The organism is Corynebacterium sp. 74A (assembly GCF_008930665.1).
GTDB classification, from domain to species: domain Bacteria; phylum Actinomycetota; class Actinomycetes; order Mycobacteriales; family Mycobacteriaceae; genus Corynebacterium; species Corynebacterium megadyptis.
In genome coordinates this window covers 113,488-132,790 of the sequence record NZ_PQMG01000004.1, presented here as the reverse complement: position 1 = coordinate 132,790, position 19,303 = coordinate 113,488, and the positions used below count along the sequence as shown (strand labels likewise).

Sequence of the window (19,303 nt, the reverse complement as noted above, 5' to 3'; positions counted from 1 at the left end):
CAGCGGGGACATCAGACCTTAACCACGCTGTGCCCATAGGTCCGGCTCATAAGCCCATTCCGCCGTGCCGCGCGCATTCCGGTTCCAAGCACCGGTGGCGACAAATATTGCGGCGACGTTAGGCGTGGTAGATATGGGATAAACACGCGTGATCGCCCTTATGCAGTCCCTCGTCCTTCGGCCAGCTGTACTGCGCCTGTGCCACTGCGGCGGAGGCGGGCACCAGCTGGGTGAGGTCTGCGGCGGTGGCGTGGCCGGAGTGAATACTGAACAAGCACGTGAGTGAGGTCAGCATGAGTAGTTGGGATGAAAGCATTTTCACCGAGGACGTCAACGTGGAGTTTCTCGATGAGCTCTCCACTCTCGACGGCGAGGAGATTATCGAAGCTGTCGACGATGCCTGCACGCTAGCCCTGCGCCAGCCCGAGGTGTCCGACGCCGAGCTGCACAATGGGCTCGCCGCCGCCACGATCGCCGCCATCTGGGCCGGCGCGCCCTATAGCGCCGGTGCGGTCGTGGAGGACTATCCCTTCATCCGCGAGTTCAGCGGCGCGGGCTCCGAGGAGCTGCGCGAGACCGCGGCCGAGCTTTTGGAAACCTCGGTCGAGGACGCAGACATCGACGTCTTTCTCGAGGCGCTTAACTAATGCTGGTTGCCGTCGAAGGAATTGACGGGGCAGGAAAAAACACCCTCGTCACGGCGTTGCAACAGCGCATCCCCAGCATGGAGGTGCTCGGCTTTCCCCGCTATGAGGTCTCCGTGCACGCCCAGCTCGCCGATAAGGCACTCAAGGGCGGAATGGGTGATCTCATCGACTCGATTCACGGCATGGCCACGCTCTTCGCTCTCGACCGCTTGGGGGCGCGGGAGCAGCTGGCCGCCGCGGCAGCTGATCCCGCCCAGGTGCTGGTGCTCGATCGCTATGTGGCCTCCAATGCCGCCTATACCTCGGCGCGGCTGTCCGATGAGTCCGCAGCGCAGTGGGTGGCGGAGCTCGAGTTCACCACCTTTGGTCTGCCCGCGCCGGATGTGCAGGTGCTGCTGGATACGCCGGTGCAGATGGCGGCGGCCCGAGCGCAGCGTCGTGAAGCGCAGGATGCCACCCGCACCCGCGATGCCTATGAGCGCGACGCGGATCTGCAAACGCGCACGGCATATGCTTATCGACGCCTCGCTGCGGAAGGATGGGGCAGCCCGTGGATTGTGGCCGCCCCAGAGGATTCGCCGGCGAAGACAGCTGAACGCATCATGAATACATTAGGTATGGAATTATAAAACTATGGGTGCACCGAAAATTCTCGTCGTAGATGACGATCCCGCAATCTCTGAGATGCTGGTCCTCGTGTTGAAGACCGAGGGCCTGCAGGCGATCCCGGTTCTCGATGGCGCCGAGGCCGTGAGTGCTTTCGAGCAGCATCAGCCCGATCTCGTGCTGCTGGACCTCATGCTGCCCGGCATGAATGGCATTGATATTTGTCGTGTCATTCGCCAAAACTCCACCGTGCCTATCATCATGCTCACCGCTAAGACGGACACCGTGGACGTGGTGCTCGGGCTGGAGTCTGGGGCCGATGACTATGTGAATAAGCCCTTCAAGGTCCAAGAGCTCGTGGCGCGTATCCGGGCGCGGCTGCGCCGCGCCGATGAAGAGCCCGGCGAGCACTTCGAGATCGGTGGACTAAAGATCGATGTGCCGAGCCACTCCGTCACCCGCGATGGGGAGGAAACCCAGCTCACCCCGATCGAGTTTGATCTACTCACCGAGCTGGCCCGCAAGCCTGGCCAGGTGCTATCCCGTGAGGAGCTGCTGGAAAAGGTCTGGGGCTATCACAACGCCTCCGATACCCGATTGGTGAATGTGCACATTCAGCGCCTGCGCGCCAAGATCGAGAAGAACCCCGAGAACCCGCAGATCGTATTGACCGTGCGCGGCGTCGGCTATAAGACCGGCGCAGTGTAGGGCGAGCCGGCTCATTGTTGTGACCATCCGCCAACTCAAATCCGAGGCGCGGCGACTGCGCTACACCGTCGCCCACAAGTGGAACACATCACTGCAGATCCGAGTGATTGGATCGATCTTCGTGGTGTGTGCCCTTGTCGTGCTCATTTTGGGCTTGTCCATGATCTCGATCACCACGCAGCGGCTGGTGGACGCCAAGCTGGACATTGCCAATTCGGAAATCGATAGGGCGCGCCAGACCGTGGAGCAGCAGATCGCCTCCATTGATTCCGCCACCAGCTTGCAGCTGCAGGTGAACTCGGCGCGCTCGGCGCTGGCGGCGCGCGCCGGCGGACCGGTAGCGGATAAAGCCGCGGTGTATGAGCCGGTCGTGGTAGTCAATAGCGACAACAATGCCGATGTGATCAGCTCCCCCGAGGGCTATCAGATTCCGCCCCGCTTGCGTCGCTTTGTCAGTGAGGGGCAGGTCTCCTATCAGTTCACCGTGGTGGACAATGCGGATGGCAGCAGCGTGAAATCGCTGATCATCGGCACGCCGACTGATTCTGGGGTGCCGGATCTACAGGTGTATCTCGTGCTCTCGATGGAAAATGAAGAGCAAACCCTGGCGCTGATGCGGGGCCTCTTCGCCGCCGGTGGCGTGGTGTTGCTGGTGCTGCTGGTGGGAATCTCGTGGCTGCTCACCCAGCAGATCACGGGGCCGGTGCGCTCGGCCTCGCGTATTGCTCAGCGCTTCGCCGACGGGCACTTCCGCGAGCGCATGGTGGTCGATGGCGAAGACGAGATGGCGCGCATGGCCATGAGCTTTAACTCCATGGCCGAGGAGCTCTCCAAGCAGATCGACCAGCTCAAGGAATACGGCGACCTGCAACGACAATTCACCTCCGATGTCTCCCATGAGCTCTCCACCCCGCTGACCTCGGTGCGTATGGCCGCGGAGTTGATCGCCAATCAACGTGAGGAGCTGGATCCGCTCACCCAGCACGCCTCCGATGTACTCATCCGTGAGCTCGACCGCTTCGAGGACCTACTCAAAGACCTCTTGGAGATCTCCAAACACGATGCTGGAGTGGCGACGCTGTCTGCCTCCGAGAGCGATGTGCGTTCGGTGGTGACCTCCGTGTGGAAACAGGTGAAGCACTTGGCCGAGAAGGTGGGGGTCTCGGTGCGCTTCGACCTGCCGCAGGAGCCGGTGATGGCCACCGTGGATCCGCGCCGCGTCGAGCGCATCCTGCGCAATCTCGTGGCCAATGCTATCGACCACTCCGAGGGCAAGCCGGTGCTGGTGCGCCTGCGCGGCAATGAGGAGGCCGTGGCCCTGGCGGTCTGCGATAACGGCGTGGGGCTCAAGCCCAGCCAAGAGGAGCTGGTATTTGAACGCTTCTGGCGGGCCGATCCCTCCCGCAAGCGCCACTCGGGCGGCACTGGGCTGGGGCTGGCCATGTCTCGCGAGGATGCGCAGCTGCACGGCGGTCGCCTCGAAGCCGTCGGCGAGCTCGGCGTGGGTACCATGTTCCGCCTCACCCTGCCGCGCCACCCGCACGAGCACGTCGAAAACTCGCCGCTGCCGCTGGATCTCGTCGACACCTCAATCTCGGTGGGCGTGACCGAGCTGCCCACCGATGAGTTCGAGGCCCAGACGGCGGCGTCCGGCTCCGCTCTCGGCGCGGCCGCAGAAGAAGGAGATGCCACGGAGCCCGCAGCGGCAGCTACCGCTAGCCCCGCTGTCTCTCCCGCGACCGCCGCTCATGTCACCGAGCTATCGGAGGACGAGATCGCCGAGATCGCCGATGAAGAATGGGCTCGCGCTGAATTCGGCGCCTTCGAAGATCCCGCCGCCGCGGGAGAGACCCAGCCCGGCGCAGCTGGCGAGGAGCCCGGGGGAGAGATGGATTCCACCGAGGCGTCGCAGGCGCGGCCGCCGCACCGGGACTACCTAGCCGATCTCATGGAAATCTCGGAAGAGGAGCTCGCCGCCGCGGAGCTGGAAGACTTCGGGCCGCTTGAGGACTCTGAGGGCTCCGAGGGGGCCGCCGATGCCCCGGACGCAGGCCCGCAGGAGGAGCCGCCGAAGCTGAAGGAGGACGATGATGACTGGCGCGAATAAACCCCGATCCGCCGCCCGCCGCACTGTGGCTGCGGCGGTGCTGGCCACGGCGCTATGTACCGCCGGCTGCACCAGCCTGCCCACCGATTCCGATCCGCAGGCACTACGCTCCTTCGAACCTGGGGCGGATGTGGGCGGGGAACTCACCCCCGAGCCCGGGCGGGAACCAGACCTTTTGCTGCGCGATTTCTTTACTGCCTCGGCGAATCCCAGCAAAAACTATGCCAGTGCCCGTAACTTCATGACACCCGAGGCCGCCGCCGCATGGAAAGAAAGCCCCGAGTCCAGCACGGGGGCGATCATCGTCGATCGTGTGGACCTCAACGCCAAGGGAACCCCGCGCGAGGGCACAGTCGGCTACACGGTGCGCGGCGAGGTGGTGGGCTACCTCCGCGAAGGCGGGGTCTATCAACCGGAGCATGCGTCCTTTGAGGCAGAAATGTCGCTGAAAAGGGTGGACGGAGAGTGGCGGATCGCCTCGCTGCCCGATGGGGTCATTATCGAGATGAGCGAGCTGAGCAAGCAATATCAGCCGCGCGATATCTACTTCTTCGATCCCAAGTTCCAGAGGCTGGTGGCGGATCGCCGCTGGGTCTATTCCGATCCGGATTCTCTCGACACCACGCTGCTGACGCTGTTAGCGGCGGGTCCGCGGGAGGCGTTGCGTGAGGGCGTAAAAACGGCGCTGCCGCCGAATTCCACCTTCATTGGCGAGCAAAACTCGGCCTATGAGTTCACGGGGCTGCAAACCCTCAGCTCGGAAGAGCGGCAGCTCTTCGTGGCCCAAGCCGCCTGGACCCTCGCCCGCTCCGATATCGCCGATCCCTACACCATCACCTCCGATGGCCTGCCGCTCTCGGCGGGGTCGAATACCACCTCATTATCGGATGTGGCCGAATTCAATCCCTTCGCCTCTGCAGCGGTGACCTTGCCGCTCTACGCGGTGGCGCAGGGAGAGCTGTATTCCATCGAAAATGACACCCCGGCGCGCGTTTCTACCCAGGGTGGAACCAAGGGTGTGATGCAATCGGCGGATGTTTTTGCCAGCTCCGACTCGGTGGCGGCGGTGTATTCCACCGATCCCAGCGAGGATGAGGACCCCGAGGTGTCGGCGGTGGATGAGTCGGCGAAGGACACCACCCTCTATTTCGGCGGCTTCGATGTGCCCATGAAAATGGCTCTCGAGGGGCGCAGTATCACCCGCCCCACCTTCGCCGCCGATGGCAATTCCATCTGGAGTGTGGTGGACGGCACCACCGTGGTGCGCACCGCCCGTTCCACCTCCAGTGGGGAAGTGGCCAATACCGAGGTGGACATAGATGAGCTATGGGACACGATTGACGCCGAGGAGCAATCGCGCCGCCCGCCGATCACGGCACTGCGCCTGTCGCCGACGGGCGTGCGTGCCGCGTTCATCGTGGAAGGTGATGTGTATCTGGGCACGGTGGTTTCGGAGCAGTCGGGCGAGTACGCGCTGCACGCCATCCAAAATATTGCGCCGTCTCTGGGCAACCAGGCCACCACGTTGGACTGGACGCCCACGGGTTCGTTGATCGTGGGCACCAAGAGCCAGGAAACCCCGGTGTGGCAGCTCTCCACCGATGGCTCCGAGGCGATCGCGTTGCCCAATGGCAATATCACCGCCCCGGTGCGGGGCGTAGCGGCCGGTAACTCTAACTATGTGGTGGCCGATCAGCACTCGGTTCTGCAATTGCCCATTGGCGGTAATTCCACCTTCTGGCGCGAGGTCCCGGCTTTGCAGGGAACCCGTGCGATCCCCGTGGTCGCGCGCTAAACTGCGGGCACGAGACGGCGCGGGATCGCCTTATTAGGCAGCCGCGCCGCAACGGCCCACACGGGGGAGGCTGCCATGAGCGGGGCATGGGAATGGATGCTGCCGGTGCGCTGCGCGGGATGTCACGCGCCGGGAGTACGCCTGTGCGCGCGGTGTGCGCGGGCGTTGGCGCAGCCGCCGGAACTGGTTATGCCCACTGTGGAGCTGGATGTTCCGGTATGGGCCTGCGGCCCTTATGGCGGGGCGCATCGCCAGATCATCGTGGAGATGAAAGAGCGCGGACGGGTGGATGTGATCCCGCACGCGGCGGCGGTGCTGCGAGCGGCCCTCGAGTTCATGGCCGCACGCGGGGAGCTGCCGGAGCCGCAGCGGCTGAGCCTCGTTCCGGCGCCCACCACCCGGCGCAATGCCCGCCGTCGCGGCGGCGATCATGTGACCGCGCTGTGCCGTCATACCCGCATCCCCACCTCTGAGCTGCTCTTCCGCACGCCCAGCGCCCGCGATTCGGTGGGGTTGAGTGCAGCGGAGCGGCGGCGCAACCTGAGCGGCTCGGTGCGGGTGAGGCGAGCCCCGCGGCCACTGCATCCCGTGTTGCTTGTCGACGACGTCCTCACGACGGGATCCACTCTGGCCGCGAGTCGGGCCGCGCTGGCGTATGCGGGGGTAATGGTGATCGGTGCCATAACCTTAGCGGCGGCTTAGAGAAATCCGCGTTACTGGGCTAATGCGGGCTCGTCCTGTCCGCTAAGGGCGAACATCGTTGAGAACCCTAGAAGATTGGTCATAACCAGATGTATTCTTGAGGTGCAAGACATCATCGTCACCGCAGACCGCGGAGGAGCAATCCAGCCCTTCCGTTGGTGGTGGCCAACCCCGGGAGGTACACGCACGTGACTACACCTGCTGACAACACCGAGACTCTGCGCCCAGAAGCACAGGTTCGCATTACTGGACGCAACGTTGAGGTTCCCGAGCACTTCGCTGAGCGTGTCAATACTAAGCTCTCCAAGATCGAGCGCCTCGATCCCACCCTTACCTTCTTCCACGTCGAGCTGCAGCACGAGCCGAATCCGCGCCGTGCCGATCGCGCCGATCGTATTCAGATCACCGCCACCGGTAAGGGCCACTTGGCTCGCGCCGAGGCGAAGGAGGATAGCTTCTACGCCGCGCTGGAGACCGCGCTGGCCAAGATGGAGCGCTCGCTGCGCAAGGTGAAGGCCCGCCGCACCATCAGCCGTTCTGGTCACCGCGCCCCGTTGTCCACTGGCGAGATCGCCCGCGAACTCGTGGACGAGGCGAAGGCCGCCCGCGTGGAGGAGGATGATCGTTATGCAGACACCTACGCTGACAAGGTGGAGGATGTTATGCCCGGCCAGATCGTTCGTCGCAAGGAGCACACCGCTACCCCGATGAGCGTGGACGATGCTCTCTCCGAGATGGAGCTGGTGGGCCACGATTTCTACCTCTTCATCGATGAGGAGACCAACCGTCCGTCCGTGGTGTACCGCCGCCACGCTTTCGACTACGGTCTGATCGCCCTGACGGAGGATGAGGAGAGCTAGTTCCTCGACCGCCACGGCGGGAATGCCATTCGACCCGCCCGGAGCACACCAGCTCGGGGCGGGTCGCTGCTGTGTATGGTCCGCCCAGCTCGGGCGGGTTAGCTGCACCCTGGAGCCAGCCGGCGGGGCGGTGCTCTTAGGGCATGCTGCATACTCTGCGTGCTGGGGTGCGTACAATAGGCACAGACTTGTGGGCAGCGGCGCCTTATCTTCATCTCCGATAGTGCGTTATGCTGCACGAAGCAAAAGCTTGAACGTGGGTGTGTCGTGCGCCGCGCCGATGAAGGGCGCGGAGGCGGCGCGTCGCTCCGGTTGTCGATATATAAGGAAAAGTAGAGCCTGTGCTAGGACTGTCAAAGCTACTCCGGATGGGTGAGGGGCGCGCTGTCAAGCGTCTGCGTCACCTCGCTGATCAGGTCATCGCAGTGGAATCGGACTACGAAAAGCTCAGCGATGATGAGCTGCGTGCAAAGACCGACGAGTTCAAAAAGCGCCTCGAGGACGGCGAAACCGTCGATGACCTCGTGGTTGAGGCGTTCGCGGTGGCGCGCGAGGCGTCGTGGCGCGTGCTCGGCCAGAAGCACTACCCGGTGCAGATCATGGGCGGCGGCGCCCTGCACTTCGGCAATGTCGCCGAAATGAAGACAGGTGAGGGTAAGACCCTCACCTGTGTGCTGCCCGCCTATCTCAATGCCCTCGAGGGCAAGGGTGTGCACGTGGTCACCGTGAACGACTACTTGGCTAAGCGTGACTCCGAGTGGATGGGTCGTGTCCACCGCTTCCTGGGGCTGCGTACCGACGTGATTCTGGCTACGAAAACCCCAGCGCAGCGTCGTGAAGCCTATGCTGCCGACATCACGTATGGCACCAATAATGAGTTCGGTTTCGACTATCTGCGAGACAATATGGCGCGCTCGCTCAACGATTTGGTGCAGCGCGGCCACCACTACGCCATCGTGGACGAGGTGGACTCCATCCTCATCGACGAGGCCCGCACCCCGCTGATTATTTCCGGCGCCGTGGAGGGAACCTCGCAGTGGTACACTGCCTTCTCCCAGATTGCTCCGCGCATGAAGAAGGACATCCACTATGAAGTGGACGTGCGCAAGCGCACCGTTGGTGTGAAGGAAGAGGGCGTATCCTTCGTCGAGGACCAGCTGGGCATCGACAATCTCTATGCGCCCGAGCACTCGCAGCTGGTCAGCTACCTGAACAATGCGCTCAAGGCCAAGGAGCTATTCACCCGCGATAAGGACTACATCGTACGCAACGGTGAAGTCATGATCGTGGACGAGTTCACCGGTCGTGTGCTCTCTGGTCGCCGCTATAACGAGGGCATGCACCAGGCCATTGAGGCCAAGGAGCAGGTGGAGATCAAAAACGAGAACCAGACTCTCGCGACCATCACCCTGCAGAACTACTTCCGCCTCTACGACAAGCTGGCCGGTATGACGGGTACCGCCGAGACCGAGGCTGCCGAGCTGCACCAAATCTATAAACTCGACGTGATCGCTGTGCCGCCGAACCGCCCTAACCAGCGCAGCGACGAGCCCGACTTGATCTACAAGACGCAGGAGGCGAAGTTCGCGGCCGTGGCCGATGACATCGCCGAGCGCGTCGAGAAGGGCCAGCCGGTGCTGGTGGGTACCACCTCCGTGGAGCGTTCCGAGTACCTGTCCACCCTGCTGCAGCGCCGCGGCATCAAGCACAATGTGCTCAATGCCAAGCACCACGAGCAAGAGGCCCAGTATGTGGCCCAGGCGGGCTTGCCGGGCAATGTCACCGTGGCCACCAACATGGCCGGTCGTGGTACGGACATCGTGCTGGGCGGCAACCCGGATATTCTCGCGGACCTGGCCTTGCGTGAGCGCGGTTTGGATCCGGTGGAGAAGCCGGAGGAGTACGAGGAGGCCTGGGACGAGGCCATCGCCGAGGCCAAGAAGCGCTCCGAGAAGTACGCCGAGCAGGTGCGCGAGGCCGGTGGCCTCTACGTGCTGGGTACCGAGCGCCATGAGTCCCGCCGCATCGATAATCAGCTGCGTGGCCGCTCCGGGCGTCAGGGCGATCCGGGCGAGACCCGCTTCTACCTCTCGCTGCGCGATGAGCTCATGGTGCGGTTCCGCGGCCAGGCCATCGAGTCCATGATGAACCGCCTGAATGTGCCGGACGATGTGCCGATCGAAGCGAAGATGGTGTCCAACTCCATCAAGACCGCGCAGTCGCAGGTGGAGAACCAGAACTTTGAGGCGCGCAAGAACGTGCTCAAGTACGACGAAGTGATGAACGAGCAGCGCAAGGTGGTCTACGGCGAGCGCCGCGAGATACTCGAGGGCATGGACGTCGAGCCCTTTGTGAAGAACATGATCGACGAAACCCTCTCCGCCTATGTCGCCGCCGCCACCGAGGTGGGCTACGTCGAGGACTGGGATCTCAATGAGCTGTGGAACGCCCTCGAGGCGCTCTATGGCCCGAGCTTCGAGTACCAGCAGCTCATCGATGGCACCGAGTATGGTGCGGCCGGCGAGCTCTCCGCCGAGGAGCTGCGCCAGGCGCTGATCGACGACGCCCGAGCCTGCTATGCCCAGCTGGAGGAGGCCGTGACCGCCCTCGGCGGCGAGGAGCAGATGCGCAACTTGGAGCGCACCATCATCTTGTCCATCGTGGACCAGAAGTGGCGCGAGCACCTCTATGAGATGGACTATCTCAAGGAAGGCATCGGCCTGCGCGCCATGGCACAGCGCGATCCGCTGGTGGAATACCAGAAGGAGGGCGGCGACATGTTCAATGCCATGAAGGACGGCATCAAGGAAGAAACCGTCCGCCAGCTCTTCCTGCTGCGCCAGCAATTCGTGCCCAAGATGGAAGAGGCCGGCACCGCCGACATCAACAACGATGGCAAGATCGACGCCGAGGACATCGGCGGAGATGTGGCCAAGGTGCGCCAGGCCGAGTCCAAGCGTACCTACCGCGGGCCCGCCGAGAGCTAAACTCGCCCGCCCCGCCGCCCGCAGGACACCATCTGCGGGCCGCGCCGCTTAAAACACCCGCAGCGTGTGAACACACCACACCCTGCGGGTTGTTTTATGCGCGTGCAGTTCCATGGCACCGGCCATGAAGCGGTGTTGGCTCACCCCACCCAACGGCTGGCCGAGGCGCACCACAAAGTCGAAGCGGTCTTGGCGGTAGACATCCGGGATCACCCGCAGCTCGGCGATAGGTGGGGGAGTGCTATCCGCCGTGACTTTCTGGGCGGCGATGAGCCGACGCATCATGGCCACATGGGCGCGGACCTGCAGGGCGAAGCGGGCAGGGGCGAGGGTGCTGGGCTCCGCGGCCCCGCTCATCACCGCCAGCATTCTGCTCACCGGGGGTTGGGCAATGCTGAGCAGATCCGAGAGGCGGCGCGGCTGGCGCGCTCGCGGCTGGGTGCCGGGCTGGGCCGCGGTCTGCGCCGCCCCACGCTCAAGGGGGCGCAGTGACTCCACGGGGGAAAGCGTCGATTCGGCGGCGGCTGTGGTGGATGTGGTGGCGGACAGCGCGGCGGCTGGGTGCAGCTTTTTCAGATGAGTGGTACCGGCAATGGAGATAAAAGGCGAGCTCTGGGCGCTCATGGCTGTAACACGGCCTTCCTGCGCGGGATGTGCGCGATCGCGGAAAGCAGCCCTCGGCCGCGTGGCGGCTTGTGGCCCGTGGAATCCCCCTGTGTCCCGCGTATAGTATGGCATGGTTAGCAGCGCGGCGCCCGCCGTGCCTGCATAGATGCGCCCCTGGGGCGATAGCAACAACACAAGGAGAACAATGCGCGGACTGGTAGTGGATTATGTGGGAGTGCTCGATGGCTCGGAGGAGGTGCAGCGTCGCTGGCGTAACTTCTTCTCGGCGCTGCGGAAGAAGGGCGCCCCGATCGCCATTTTGTCTAATGATCCCGGCGGCCCCGGCGCGGATGAGATCCGTGAGTGGGAATTCCGAGGTATCGTCGATGCGGTACTTCTCTCCGGCGAGATCGGCGCAGAAAAGCCCACTGTGGAGGCCTTTCAATTCGCGGCCGACACCTTGGAGCTGGAGCGCAAGGACCTGGTGATGGTGGATGATTCCATCGTGAACGTGCGCGGCGCTGTGGAGGCTGGCCTGATCGGCGTGTACTTCCAGCAATTTGATCGCGCCATCGTGGAGATCGCCGGCGTCTTCGAGATCGAAGGGGAATTCTAAGCGGATGCGCGTCTATCTTCCGGCCACCTTTCCCATGCTTGAGCAGCTGCACAGCGAGAGCGTGATCCACGCCCGCAATGGGTGGGCTTTTGCCCTCACCCCGGCGCTGCGCGAGTTCTACACCAGCGGCGATGATGAGGAGCTCTCCGAGGTCGCCTTCGACGATGCGGCGCTGGCCTCCATTCGGCTCTTGGCTATTGATAGCGAGCAGCGTTTCCCCCATCGCCGCGTGGTGATCAGCGCGGATGTGGATGATCAGGCCGTGGAATTCCAGCCGGAGATGGGCGAGTCGGTGGTGCGGCTCAGCCCAGCCGAGGTGGCGCTGCGCGATGTGGCCGCGCTGCATATTGACCTCGAGGACGCGGAAGCCGATATCAAGCGCGCCCTCGCCGTGTTGGACGCCGCTGAGCTGGGCGATGAGGATGCACAATTGGCGGTTGGGGACGCCGCCGAGCACTTCTTGGCGTGGTACGACCCCACCGAACTGCCCTTTGTAGTGGAGTTACTCTAGCTGGCTGAGATTTCGGGGGTAAAACTAGACAGGTGGGGTGGGCAGGGCTAAGGTACGCTAACGTAATAGTTATTTCTTAGAGAGAAAATATTTTGGAGGCCGAGCTGTGGCCACCCCACCTGCCAATACCCCGCGTAGTCGCCGCTTCAGCCCAGACCGGCTCCGGAAGTTCCGCCGCGCTCTCGGCGCGATCACTCACCCCCTGCTTCCCGATGATTACACCGCGTTGCTCAACCACCGGTGGTCGACGCGCGAACTGCGCGGCGAGATCATTCGGATTGAAGCACTCAACGAGCGCACCGTCAGTCTGGAGATCGCTCCCGGTTGGGGAGTGCCCTTGGACTTTCAAGCGGGGCAGTTCATCGGTATTGGTCTGCCCATCGACGGCCGTTTCGTCTGGCGCAGCTATTCGCTGACCAATGCCCCGGTGCAGGGCAGCGACTCTATCTTCCACATCACCGTGCGCGCTATCGACGGCGGTATGGTCTCGCAGCATCTCATCTCCCACGCCCGCGCCGGGATGGCGATTCGCCTCGCCGCGCCCGCAGGAGATTTTCACCTCACCGATCCCGTGGCCGATCACCTGCTCTTTATCTCCGCGGGCACAGGCATCACCCCCATCATCAGCATGCTGCGCTATATCGCGGATACCGGCGCCATCGAAGACACCACCATTGTGGTTGCCCATTCGGTGCGGGAACGTTCCGATCTGCTCTTCGCCGAGGAGCTTGAGCATCTCGGCACCCACCCGAATGTCCGCCTGCTGCTGACCATCACCAGCGAGCAGGGCCGGATGAGTATGCAGTCGCTTATAGACGCCATCCCGGAGATATCCAGCTACGCCGTCTATGTCTGTGGCCCCGAGGAGATGATCCGCGCCGCGGAGCAGGAGCTGGGGGCCGTGCTGGATGATCCCAGCCAGATCCACAGCGAGCGTTTCACCTTGGACCGCTCGAAGGCGGGGTCCAACCCGGGCGGAGTGGTGAGCATTGGGAGCAACGCCTCGGTGGAAGTCGATGGCGCCACCACGGTGCTGGAGGCTGCGGAAAGCATCGGGGTGGCCCTGCCACACGGCTGCCGCATGGGTATCTGCCATACCTGCGTCCAAGAGATCAAGGAGGGCCAAGTTATGGATTTGACCACCGGCCAAACCTGCGGCCCAGGGGAGCGAGTGCGCGTGTGTAGCTCGGTGCCCTGCGGGGACGTCAGTATCTAAAACCAGCACAACTACTGCACAATCGCTGCAACGCGAAGGAGAGACACAGAGACATGGCTATCGATAACATTCGCGCTTATTCGCATCTCACGGACGAGGACATCGCCGCCATCGGAGCTCGCTTCGACGCAATCAAGCAAGAGGTGGAGTCTGATCTGGGAGAGCGCGATGCGCGCTATATTACGAACCTGATTCGGGTGCAGCGTGGCTGCGAAATTGCGGGTCGCGCGGCGCTGTTCTTCGGCAAGAACAAGACGGCTTTTGCCACCGGCACCGGGCTATTGGCTCTGTCGAAGATCCTCGAGAACCTCGAAATCGGCCACAATGTGATGCACGGCCAGTGGGACTGGATGAACGATCCCACGGTGCACTCCAGCACGTGGGAGTGGGACAATAACTGCCCCTCGGAGCAGTGGATGCACTCGCACAACTACATCCACCACACCTTCACTAATGTCCTCGGCATGGACAATGACGTGGGATATGGCGTGTTGCGCGTGACCCGCGACCGCAAGTGGCAGCCCTACCACCTGGCGCAGCCGCTGACCAACACCATCTTGGCCACCTTCTTCCAGTGGGCGGTGGCATTCTACGATGTGGAGCTGGGCAAGATTCCCGCCGGCAAGGCCACCTGGGAAGAGACCAAGCCGAAGCTCTGGCAGACCATCGCCAAGGTGCGCAACCAGATGGCCAAGGACTACGCCATCTTCCCGCTCGTGGCGCTTCCCTTCGGCCTGGGCGGCACGATGCTCAAGGGCAATATGCTTGCCAACTTGATCCGTAACCTGTGGGCCTATTCGGTGATCTTCTGCGGGCACTTCCCGGACGAGACCGAAACCTTCACCAAGAAGCAGCACGCCACCGAGGACCACAACCAGTGGTACTTGCGCCAGATGCTGGGCTCGGCCAACTTCCGCGGCGGTTTCCTGTTGAGCGTGCTCTCCGGCAACCTCAACTACCAGATCGAGCACCACCTCTTTCCCACCATGCCCTCCAACCGCTTGGCCGAGGTGGGCAAGAAGGTGGAGAAGGTCGCCCGCGACTATGACTTGCCCTATCACACCGGCTCCTTCCCAGAGCAGTTCTTCAAGGTGCAAAAGACCCTGCTCAAGCTGAGCCTGCCGCCGCGCTTCATGGTGGCCGATAAGGACAACGCCCCGGAGGTGCGCTCCAATGCGGCCTTCAGCGATAAGTTCCCGGTGGAGCAGTATCTCCACGTGGGCGAGGGCGAGAACGGGGTGCGCCGTGGTTTGGCCACGGGGCTGATCATGCTGAAGAAGATCCGCCCCGGGGTGAAAGAAGTGATGATGAACTTCTCCGGCCGTACCCCGCTGCGCCGCTAGTTAGGGGCGGTTCCAGGGCATCGTCACGTTCAGCGGGATCTTCATGGTCTCGCTGGCGGCGCGTCCCGCGAGGGACGCGGTGGCGGCGGCCAAGAACAGCGCGAGATAGGCGCTGGAGGTTTGGCCGGTAAACTCGATGGTGACGATCACCGCGAATAGCGGTGCGGCCATGGAAGTGGAGAGGAAGCTGGCGCAGCCCAGCAGCGCGAAGTCCGAGGCCGGCAGTCCCGGCATGAAGGGCTGGAGGAACACGCCGATGCAATAGCCGGCGAGCGCGCCGATGGCGAAGCCCGGGGTGAGCACACCGCCGACCGCGCCGGACCGCAAGGTGACAAACACGGCGATGCCCTTGGCCACCAACAACGCCGCAGCGAAGGCCAGGGCCGGTCGGCCCACCAGCACCTCGGTGGCGGCGAGACGGCCATTGCCGAGAACAGTGGGCAGATAGATAGACATCAGCCCCACCAGAATGAAGGCCGCAGGGATGGTCCACAGCATGGCCGCGCCATGGGTCTTATTGCTCTCTGCGCGAGAAATGGCACTGCGAAATACCACGCCCAGCAATCCGCAGAGTGCGCCCACGATGATTGCGGCCCCGAGATTGCCCCAGCCCTCAGAGAGCGGAATGGTGGCATAGAGCGGATCATTGCCCACCACGATGCCAGAGGTAACTGTGGCTACCGCGGAGCAGGCCAACACCGTCATCATCGCGCGAATGGTGATGGATCCGAGGAGGATCTCCACGGCGAAGATCGCCCCGGCGAGGGGGATGTGATAGATCGCGCCCAAGCCGGCGCCGGCCGCGGCCGCCACCAGAATACGGCGGGTCTCCGAATCCAATTCCAGCCGGTGCGAGAGCTGGCTGGACATCATGGCGCCGAGCTCGCGGGGAGCATTCTCGCGGCCCACCGAGGCGCCGGCGGCCACGGTGATCATCTGCAAAAAGGCGTTGATGAAGGTCGATAGCACGGGCATGGGCTTGCCCTTCATGCCCTCGGTCACCGAGCGGATCGGCTTGCCCTTTGTTTGCAGCAGATAGTAGGCCACTCCGGCCAAAAGGCCGGCGATGGTGATACCCCAGAAGCGTTGGGCGGCGGTGGTACCGGCGGTGAGGTGGGCCGTCATGCCTTCATGGCGGCTATAGACCAGCATTTCCACCATCTGCATCGTTTTCACCAGCGCTGCGGCCCCAAGTCCGGTGCCCACACCCACGATAAGCGTGTAGATACATAGCAAGGCGAGGCGCTTGAGTCGGGCCTGCGGGGTGGCCGCACCGGTGCCCTTGTGGCCGCGTTCGCCGGTATCGCCGCTATCCGCTGGCGCGCGATCGGAGCTGGCGAGTTGCACCGTATTCGTGGCCCCGCTGCTGCTCGTGCTGCAGTTGGCCGCGGTGGTGTCCTCGCTGGCTGCTTCGCTATCCTCTGCCGGGCGCTGTGTACTGCTCACAGGTTCTTCATCTCCCATTCATCATTGGAGTGCAAAGAGGTGAGCAGCAGGCGCACCGCCTCGGCGCGTCGAGCTGAGGGACCGTCCAGATCATCCAATCCGCACTCAGGATCGGCAGGAGGCCCGAGGTGGGTGCAGCCCCGCGAACATCTCTCCGCGGCGGCCGCGAGATCATCAAACACCGCGATCACATTCTCTGGGGTGACATGGGCCAGCCCGAAGGAGCGAATACCGGGGGTGTCAATAATCCAGCCCGTGCCGGAGTCGAGGGGCAACGCCACCGACTGCGTGGAGGTGTGGCGTCCCTTGCCCACTCCTGAGACCTCGCCGGTCGCGCGATCCGCGTCCGCCACGATGCGGTTGACTAGGGTGGATTTCCCCACCCCGGAATGGCCGATGAGCGCGGAGACCTGGCCGTCGATGAGGGCATTGAGCTCATCGAGGGGATCGTTAATCCCGCACACCACCACCGGCACCTCGAGGGCGGCGAACTCGGCGGCAAAGGCAGAAGGATCGGCCAGATCCGATTTGGTCAAGCACAGTACCGGCGACAGATTGCCCACATAGGCCGCCACCAGAGCACGTTCCACAAAGCCGGCCCGGGGCGGGGGATCGGCCACGGCGCACACAATGAGCAGCTTCTGGGCATTGGCCACCACGATCCGCTCATAGGGGTCGGTATCGTCGGCGGTGCGGCGCAGCACCGAGGAGCGTTCGCTGAGTTTCACGATGCGCGCCAAGGTGCCGGGCTTGCCGCTGGTATCGCCCACCACGCCCACGCGATCACCCACCTCGATGGCGGTGCGACCCAGCTCCCGGGCGCGCATGCAGGTCACGGTGTCCGCAGGGGCGCGGCCATCTAAAGCGACGCCCCAGCGGCCGCGGTCTTTGCTAATCACCATGCCAAACTCGGCGTCTTTGTGCTTGGGGCGGTGTTTCGTGCGTGGCCGTGAGCCCCGAGAGGGGCGGATTTTTACATCGGATTCGTCAAAATCGCGCCGGGATCTACTCACTATCTCACCTCACTCCTGGTGTGTTGGCGCAGCGGGGTGTGTGCCGGCGATCATTTGCGCCCACATGGTGTCGAAACCGGGCAGGGTTTTGGCGGTGGTGTCGATATTTTCCACCTGTACCCCCTCGGTGACGAGGCCGATAATGGCCCCAGCGGTGGCCATGCGGTGATCGTGGTAGCTGTGCCATACCCCGCCGTGCAGGGGCATGGGGGTGATGGTCAGCCCGTCTGCGTGGGCCTCGCAGCGCCCGCCGAGCCGGGTGATTTCGGTGCTTAATGCCTCGAGGCGATCGGTTTCATGACCGCGCAGGTGCGCGATACCGCGCAGGAACGAGCGGGAATTGGCCAGGGTGGCCAGGGCGGCCACGGTGGGGGTGAGCTCGCCAATATCGCTCATGTCGATATCGATGCCGCGCAACCGGCCATCGCTGGGGCCGGTGACCACGAGGTCGTGGCTATCGCCGCGCGAGTACAGCTCGGCCTGCGCGCCCATGCGGGTGAGGATGGAGCGAATCTCGTCCCCGGGCTGGGTGGTGGTGTGCGGCCAGTGGGGGATGGTCACCTCACCGCCGGTGACCGCGGCCGCCGCAAGGAAGGGGGTGGCGTTGGAGAGATCGGGCTCGATATTCCAGTGCCGGCCGCGGATGGTGCCGGGGCGTACTCGCCATACGTGGCGCTCGGAGGTGTCTACCTCTACGCCGGCCTCGCGCAGCATGTCGATGGTCATATCGATATGTGGTTGGGAGGGCAGCACGGTGCCGGTGTGGCGCAGCTCGATGCCGTTATCGAAGCGGGCGGCGGCCAGCAGCAGGCCGGATACGAACTGGGAGGAGCCGGAGGCGTCGATAGCGATCTCCCCTCCGGGCAGGCTGCCGGTTCCGTGCACCGAGAAGGGCAGCCGGGTACCGTCGATATCCGCCCCCAGCCCGCGCAGGCCGTTGAGCACCGCGCTCATGGGGCGGGTGCGGGCTTGGGCGTCGCCGTCGAAGAACACGGTGCCATCGGCGAGCGCCGCCACCGAGGGCACGAAACGCATGAGGGTGCCGGCCAGTCCGCAATCGATGGTGGTGCCCGACAGCGGCTGGGGTTGCACGCGCAGTTCAATATTGGGGCTGCCATGGGAGGGGGAGACGTCGCTGATGGAGACGCCTAGGGCTTTGAGGGCGCCGATCATCAGGTCGGTATCGCGGCTGCGCAGCGCCCCGGAGATCGTGGAGGGCCCGTCGGCGAGCGCGGCTAAGATGAGCGCGCGGTTCGTCATCGACTTCGATCCGGGGATATGTACGCGGGCGCGCACAGGGTCCTTCACAAATGGGCTGTCCCACAGGGGCATGCGTGCTGAATCCATACCTCGATTCTAGGGCTAGGGTCCGGTGGCGTCGTCGATGTGCCCTAAAACCGCAGGTGGTTGTGAGCATACGGGGGATAGGTGGCCAGGCTGCTGGCACAATGGGCACCATGTGTGGTCGTTTTGTTTTATTCACCACTGAGCAGGAGCTGTTGCGCCATGCCCAGCGGGTATTCGGCGTGTCGGAGATTGATGCGCCGCAGGGCTGCCCGCCGCCGCGCTACAATATCGCCCCCACCCACTCGGTGCCGGTGTTTATTGCTACCGAGCTGCTTCAGGATGCCGCTACGACGGCCCCGCTGAGCCTGCGGGCCGCGCGGTGGGGCTTGCTGCCGCACTGGAAGAAGGACAGTACCGGTCCCGTGCTCTTTAACGCCCGAGCTGAAACCGTCGCCACCAAGCCGTCTTTCCGTGACGCCTTCGCCCGTTCCCGCTGCGTGATTCCCATGGATGGCTATTACGAGTGGAAGGATAAGCAGCCGCACTTTGTCCATCGAGAAGATGGCGAGCTGCTGTGGGCTGCGGGCGTGGTCGCCACCGGGCTGGGGCAGATGTCCACCACGATCATCACCACCGCCAGCGCCGAGCCGCTTGCGTGGCTGCATGATCGCATGCCGCGCCTGCTCACCGCCCAGGAGGCCCAGGCGTGGCTCATCCAGGATCAGCAGGCGGCGGAGGCGATCGTCTCCGTAGCGGCGCCGGAGTCCCTGCGCGCGAGTGTGATCACCACCCCAGCCGATACGGCCGTGGGCCGGGTGGGCAATGATTATCCCGAGCTGATCTCCTAGCAGCG

The 19,303-nt window shown here is 63.8% G+C and carries 18 protein-coding genes; 13 read left to right on the top strand and 5 right to left on the bottom strand.

All coding sequences use genetic code 11. The features are described from left to right. Positions 1–118: 118 nt before the first annotated feature. Positions 119–295: a hypothetical protein gene (locus GBB11_RS10855; protein WP_192796387.1), complete on the bottom strand. Its 177-nt coding sequence runs from the start codon at positions 293–295 to the stop codon at positions 119–121. Here GBB11_RS10855 and GBB11_RS07555 point away from each other — a divergent pair. The 8 genes from GBB11_RS07555 (at position 294) to secA (ending at position 10,412) form a co-directional block, all read left to right on the top strand. After that, positions 294–647 (top strand): DUF4259 domain-containing protein, encoded by a 354-nt coding sequence (locus tag GBB11_RS07555; protein ID WP_151529485.1) that lies wholly within the window; start codon positions 294–296, stop codon positions 645–647. The genes GBB11_RS10855 and GBB11_RS07555 overlap by 2 nt on opposite strands. Further along, a complete protein-coding gene (locus tag GBB11_RS07550; RefSeq protein ID WP_151550065.1) occupies positions 647–1,276 on the top strand; it encodes a dTMP kinase in 630 nt (209 codons plus the stop codon). Before GBB11_RS07555 ends, GBB11_RS07550 begins: the two co-directional genes overlap by 1 nt. Positions 1,277–1,280: 4 nt before the next feature. Next, positions 1,281–1,961 carry an MtrAB system response regulator MtrA gene (gene mtrA, locus GBB11_RS07545; protein ID WP_151529483.1) on the top strand — a complete coding sequence of 227 codons (681 nt, stop codon included), beginning with the start codon at positions 1,281–1,283 and terminating at the stop codon, positions 1,959–1,961. A gap of 19 nt (positions 1,962–1,980) precedes the next feature. Beyond that, positions 1,981–4,068 carry an MtrAB system histidine kinase MtrB gene (gene mtrB, locus GBB11_RS07540; RefSeq protein WP_369408552.1) on the top strand — a complete coding sequence of 696 codons (2,088 nt, stop codon included), beginning with the start codon at positions 1,981–1,983 and terminating at the stop codon, positions 4,066–4,068. Next, on the top strand, positions 4,049–5,863 hold the full coding sequence (locus GBB11_RS07535; RefSeq protein WP_151550064.1) for an LpqB family beta-propeller domain-containing protein: 1,815 nt from the start codon (positions 4,049–4,051) through the stop codon (positions 5,861–5,863). Before mtrB ends, GBB11_RS07535 begins: the two co-directional genes overlap by 20 nt. A 189-nt stretch (positions 5,864–6,052) precedes the next feature. Next, entirely contained in the window at positions 6,053–6,565 is a 513-nt protein-coding gene (locus tag GBB11_RS07530; protein ID WP_225979272.1) for a ComF family protein, read from the top strand. A gap of 188 nt (positions 6,566–6,753) precedes the next feature. Next, entirely contained in the window at positions 6,754–7,425 is a 672-nt protein-coding gene (gene hpf / locus GBB11_RS07525) for a ribosome hibernation-promoting factor, HPF/YfiA family (protein ID WP_151550062.1), read from the top strand. A gap of 368 nt (positions 7,426–7,793) precedes the next feature. Next, positions 7,794–10,412: a preprotein translocase subunit SecA gene (secA, locus tag GBB11_RS07520; RefSeq protein ID WP_151550103.1), complete on the top strand. Its 2,619-nt coding sequence runs from the start codon at positions 7,794–7,796 to the stop codon at positions 10,410–10,412. 48 nt (positions 10,413–10,460) lie between these two features. Here the strand turns inward: secA and GBB11_RS07515 are convergent, their stop codons facing one another. Then, positions 10,461–11,036 carry a hypothetical protein gene (locus GBB11_RS07515; RefSeq protein ID WP_151550061.1) on the bottom strand — a complete coding sequence of 192 codons (576 nt, stop codon included), beginning with the start codon at positions 11,034–11,036 and terminating at the stop codon, positions 10,461–10,463. Positions 11,037–11,223: 187 nt separating this feature from the next. Here GBB11_RS07515 and GBB11_RS07510 point away from each other — a divergent pair, with 187 nt between their 5' ends. From GBB11_RS07510 to GBB11_RS07495, 4 genes are all read left to right on the top strand, one after another. Then, positions 11,224–11,634: an HAD family hydrolase gene (locus GBB11_RS07510; protein ID WP_151550060.1), complete on the top strand. Its 411-nt coding sequence runs from the start codon at positions 11,224–11,226 to the stop codon at positions 11,632–11,634. A 4-nt stretch (positions 11,635–11,638) separates the two neighbouring features. Then, positions 11,639–12,145, top strand: coding sequence for a hypothetical protein (locus tag GBB11_RS07505; protein ID WP_151529477.1), 507 nt, complete (start codon positions 11,639–11,641; stop codon positions 12,143–12,145). A 106-nt stretch (positions 12,146–12,251) separates the two neighbouring features. Next, positions 12,252–13,361, top strand: coding sequence for a ferredoxin reductase (locus GBB11_RS07500; protein ID WP_151550059.1), 1,110 nt, complete (start codon positions 12,252–12,254; stop codon positions 13,359–13,361). 53 nt (positions 13,362–13,414) lie between these two features. After that, positions 13,415–14,704, top strand: a complete 1,290-nt coding sequence (locus tag GBB11_RS07495; protein WP_151550058.1) for a fatty acid desaturase — start codon at positions 13,415–13,417, stop codon at positions 14,702–14,704. On the opposite strand, the gene GBB11_RS07490 is transcribed toward GBB11_RS07495, so the two are convergent. Genes GBB11_RS07490 through aroA form a run of 3 tightly spaced genes read right to left on the bottom strand, consistent with a single transcriptional unit; the run spans position 14,705 to position 18,510 of the window. Further along, positions 14,705–16,150 (bottom strand): chloride channel protein, encoded by a 1,446-nt coding sequence (locus GBB11_RS07490; protein ID WP_225979270.1) that lies wholly within the window; start codon positions 16,148–16,150, stop codon positions 14,705–14,707. It abuts the gene before it with no gap. Beyond that, positions 16,147–17,163 carry a ribosome small subunit-dependent GTPase A gene (gene rsgA / locus GBB11_RS07485; RefSeq protein WP_151550057.1) on the bottom strand — a complete coding sequence of 339 codons (1,017 nt, stop codon included), beginning with the start codon at positions 17,161–17,163 and terminating at the stop codon, positions 16,147–16,149. Before rsgA ends, GBB11_RS07490 begins: the two co-directional genes overlap by 4 nt. A gap of 9 nt (positions 17,164–17,172) precedes the next feature. Beyond that, positions 17,173–18,510: a 3-phosphoshikimate 1-carboxyvinyltransferase gene (gene aroA, locus GBB11_RS07480; RefSeq protein ID WP_151550056.1), complete on the bottom strand. Its 1,338-nt coding sequence runs from the start codon at positions 18,508–18,510 to the stop codon at positions 17,173–17,175. Positions 18,511–18,620: 110 nt separating this feature from the next. Between aroA and GBB11_RS07475 the strand changes: the two genes are divergently transcribed. Continuing rightward, a complete protein-coding gene (locus tag GBB11_RS07475; protein ID WP_151550055.1) occupies positions 18,621–19,298 on the top strand; it encodes an SOS response-associated peptidase in 678 nt (225 codons plus the stop codon). Positions 19,299–19,303 lie beyond the last annotated feature (5 nt).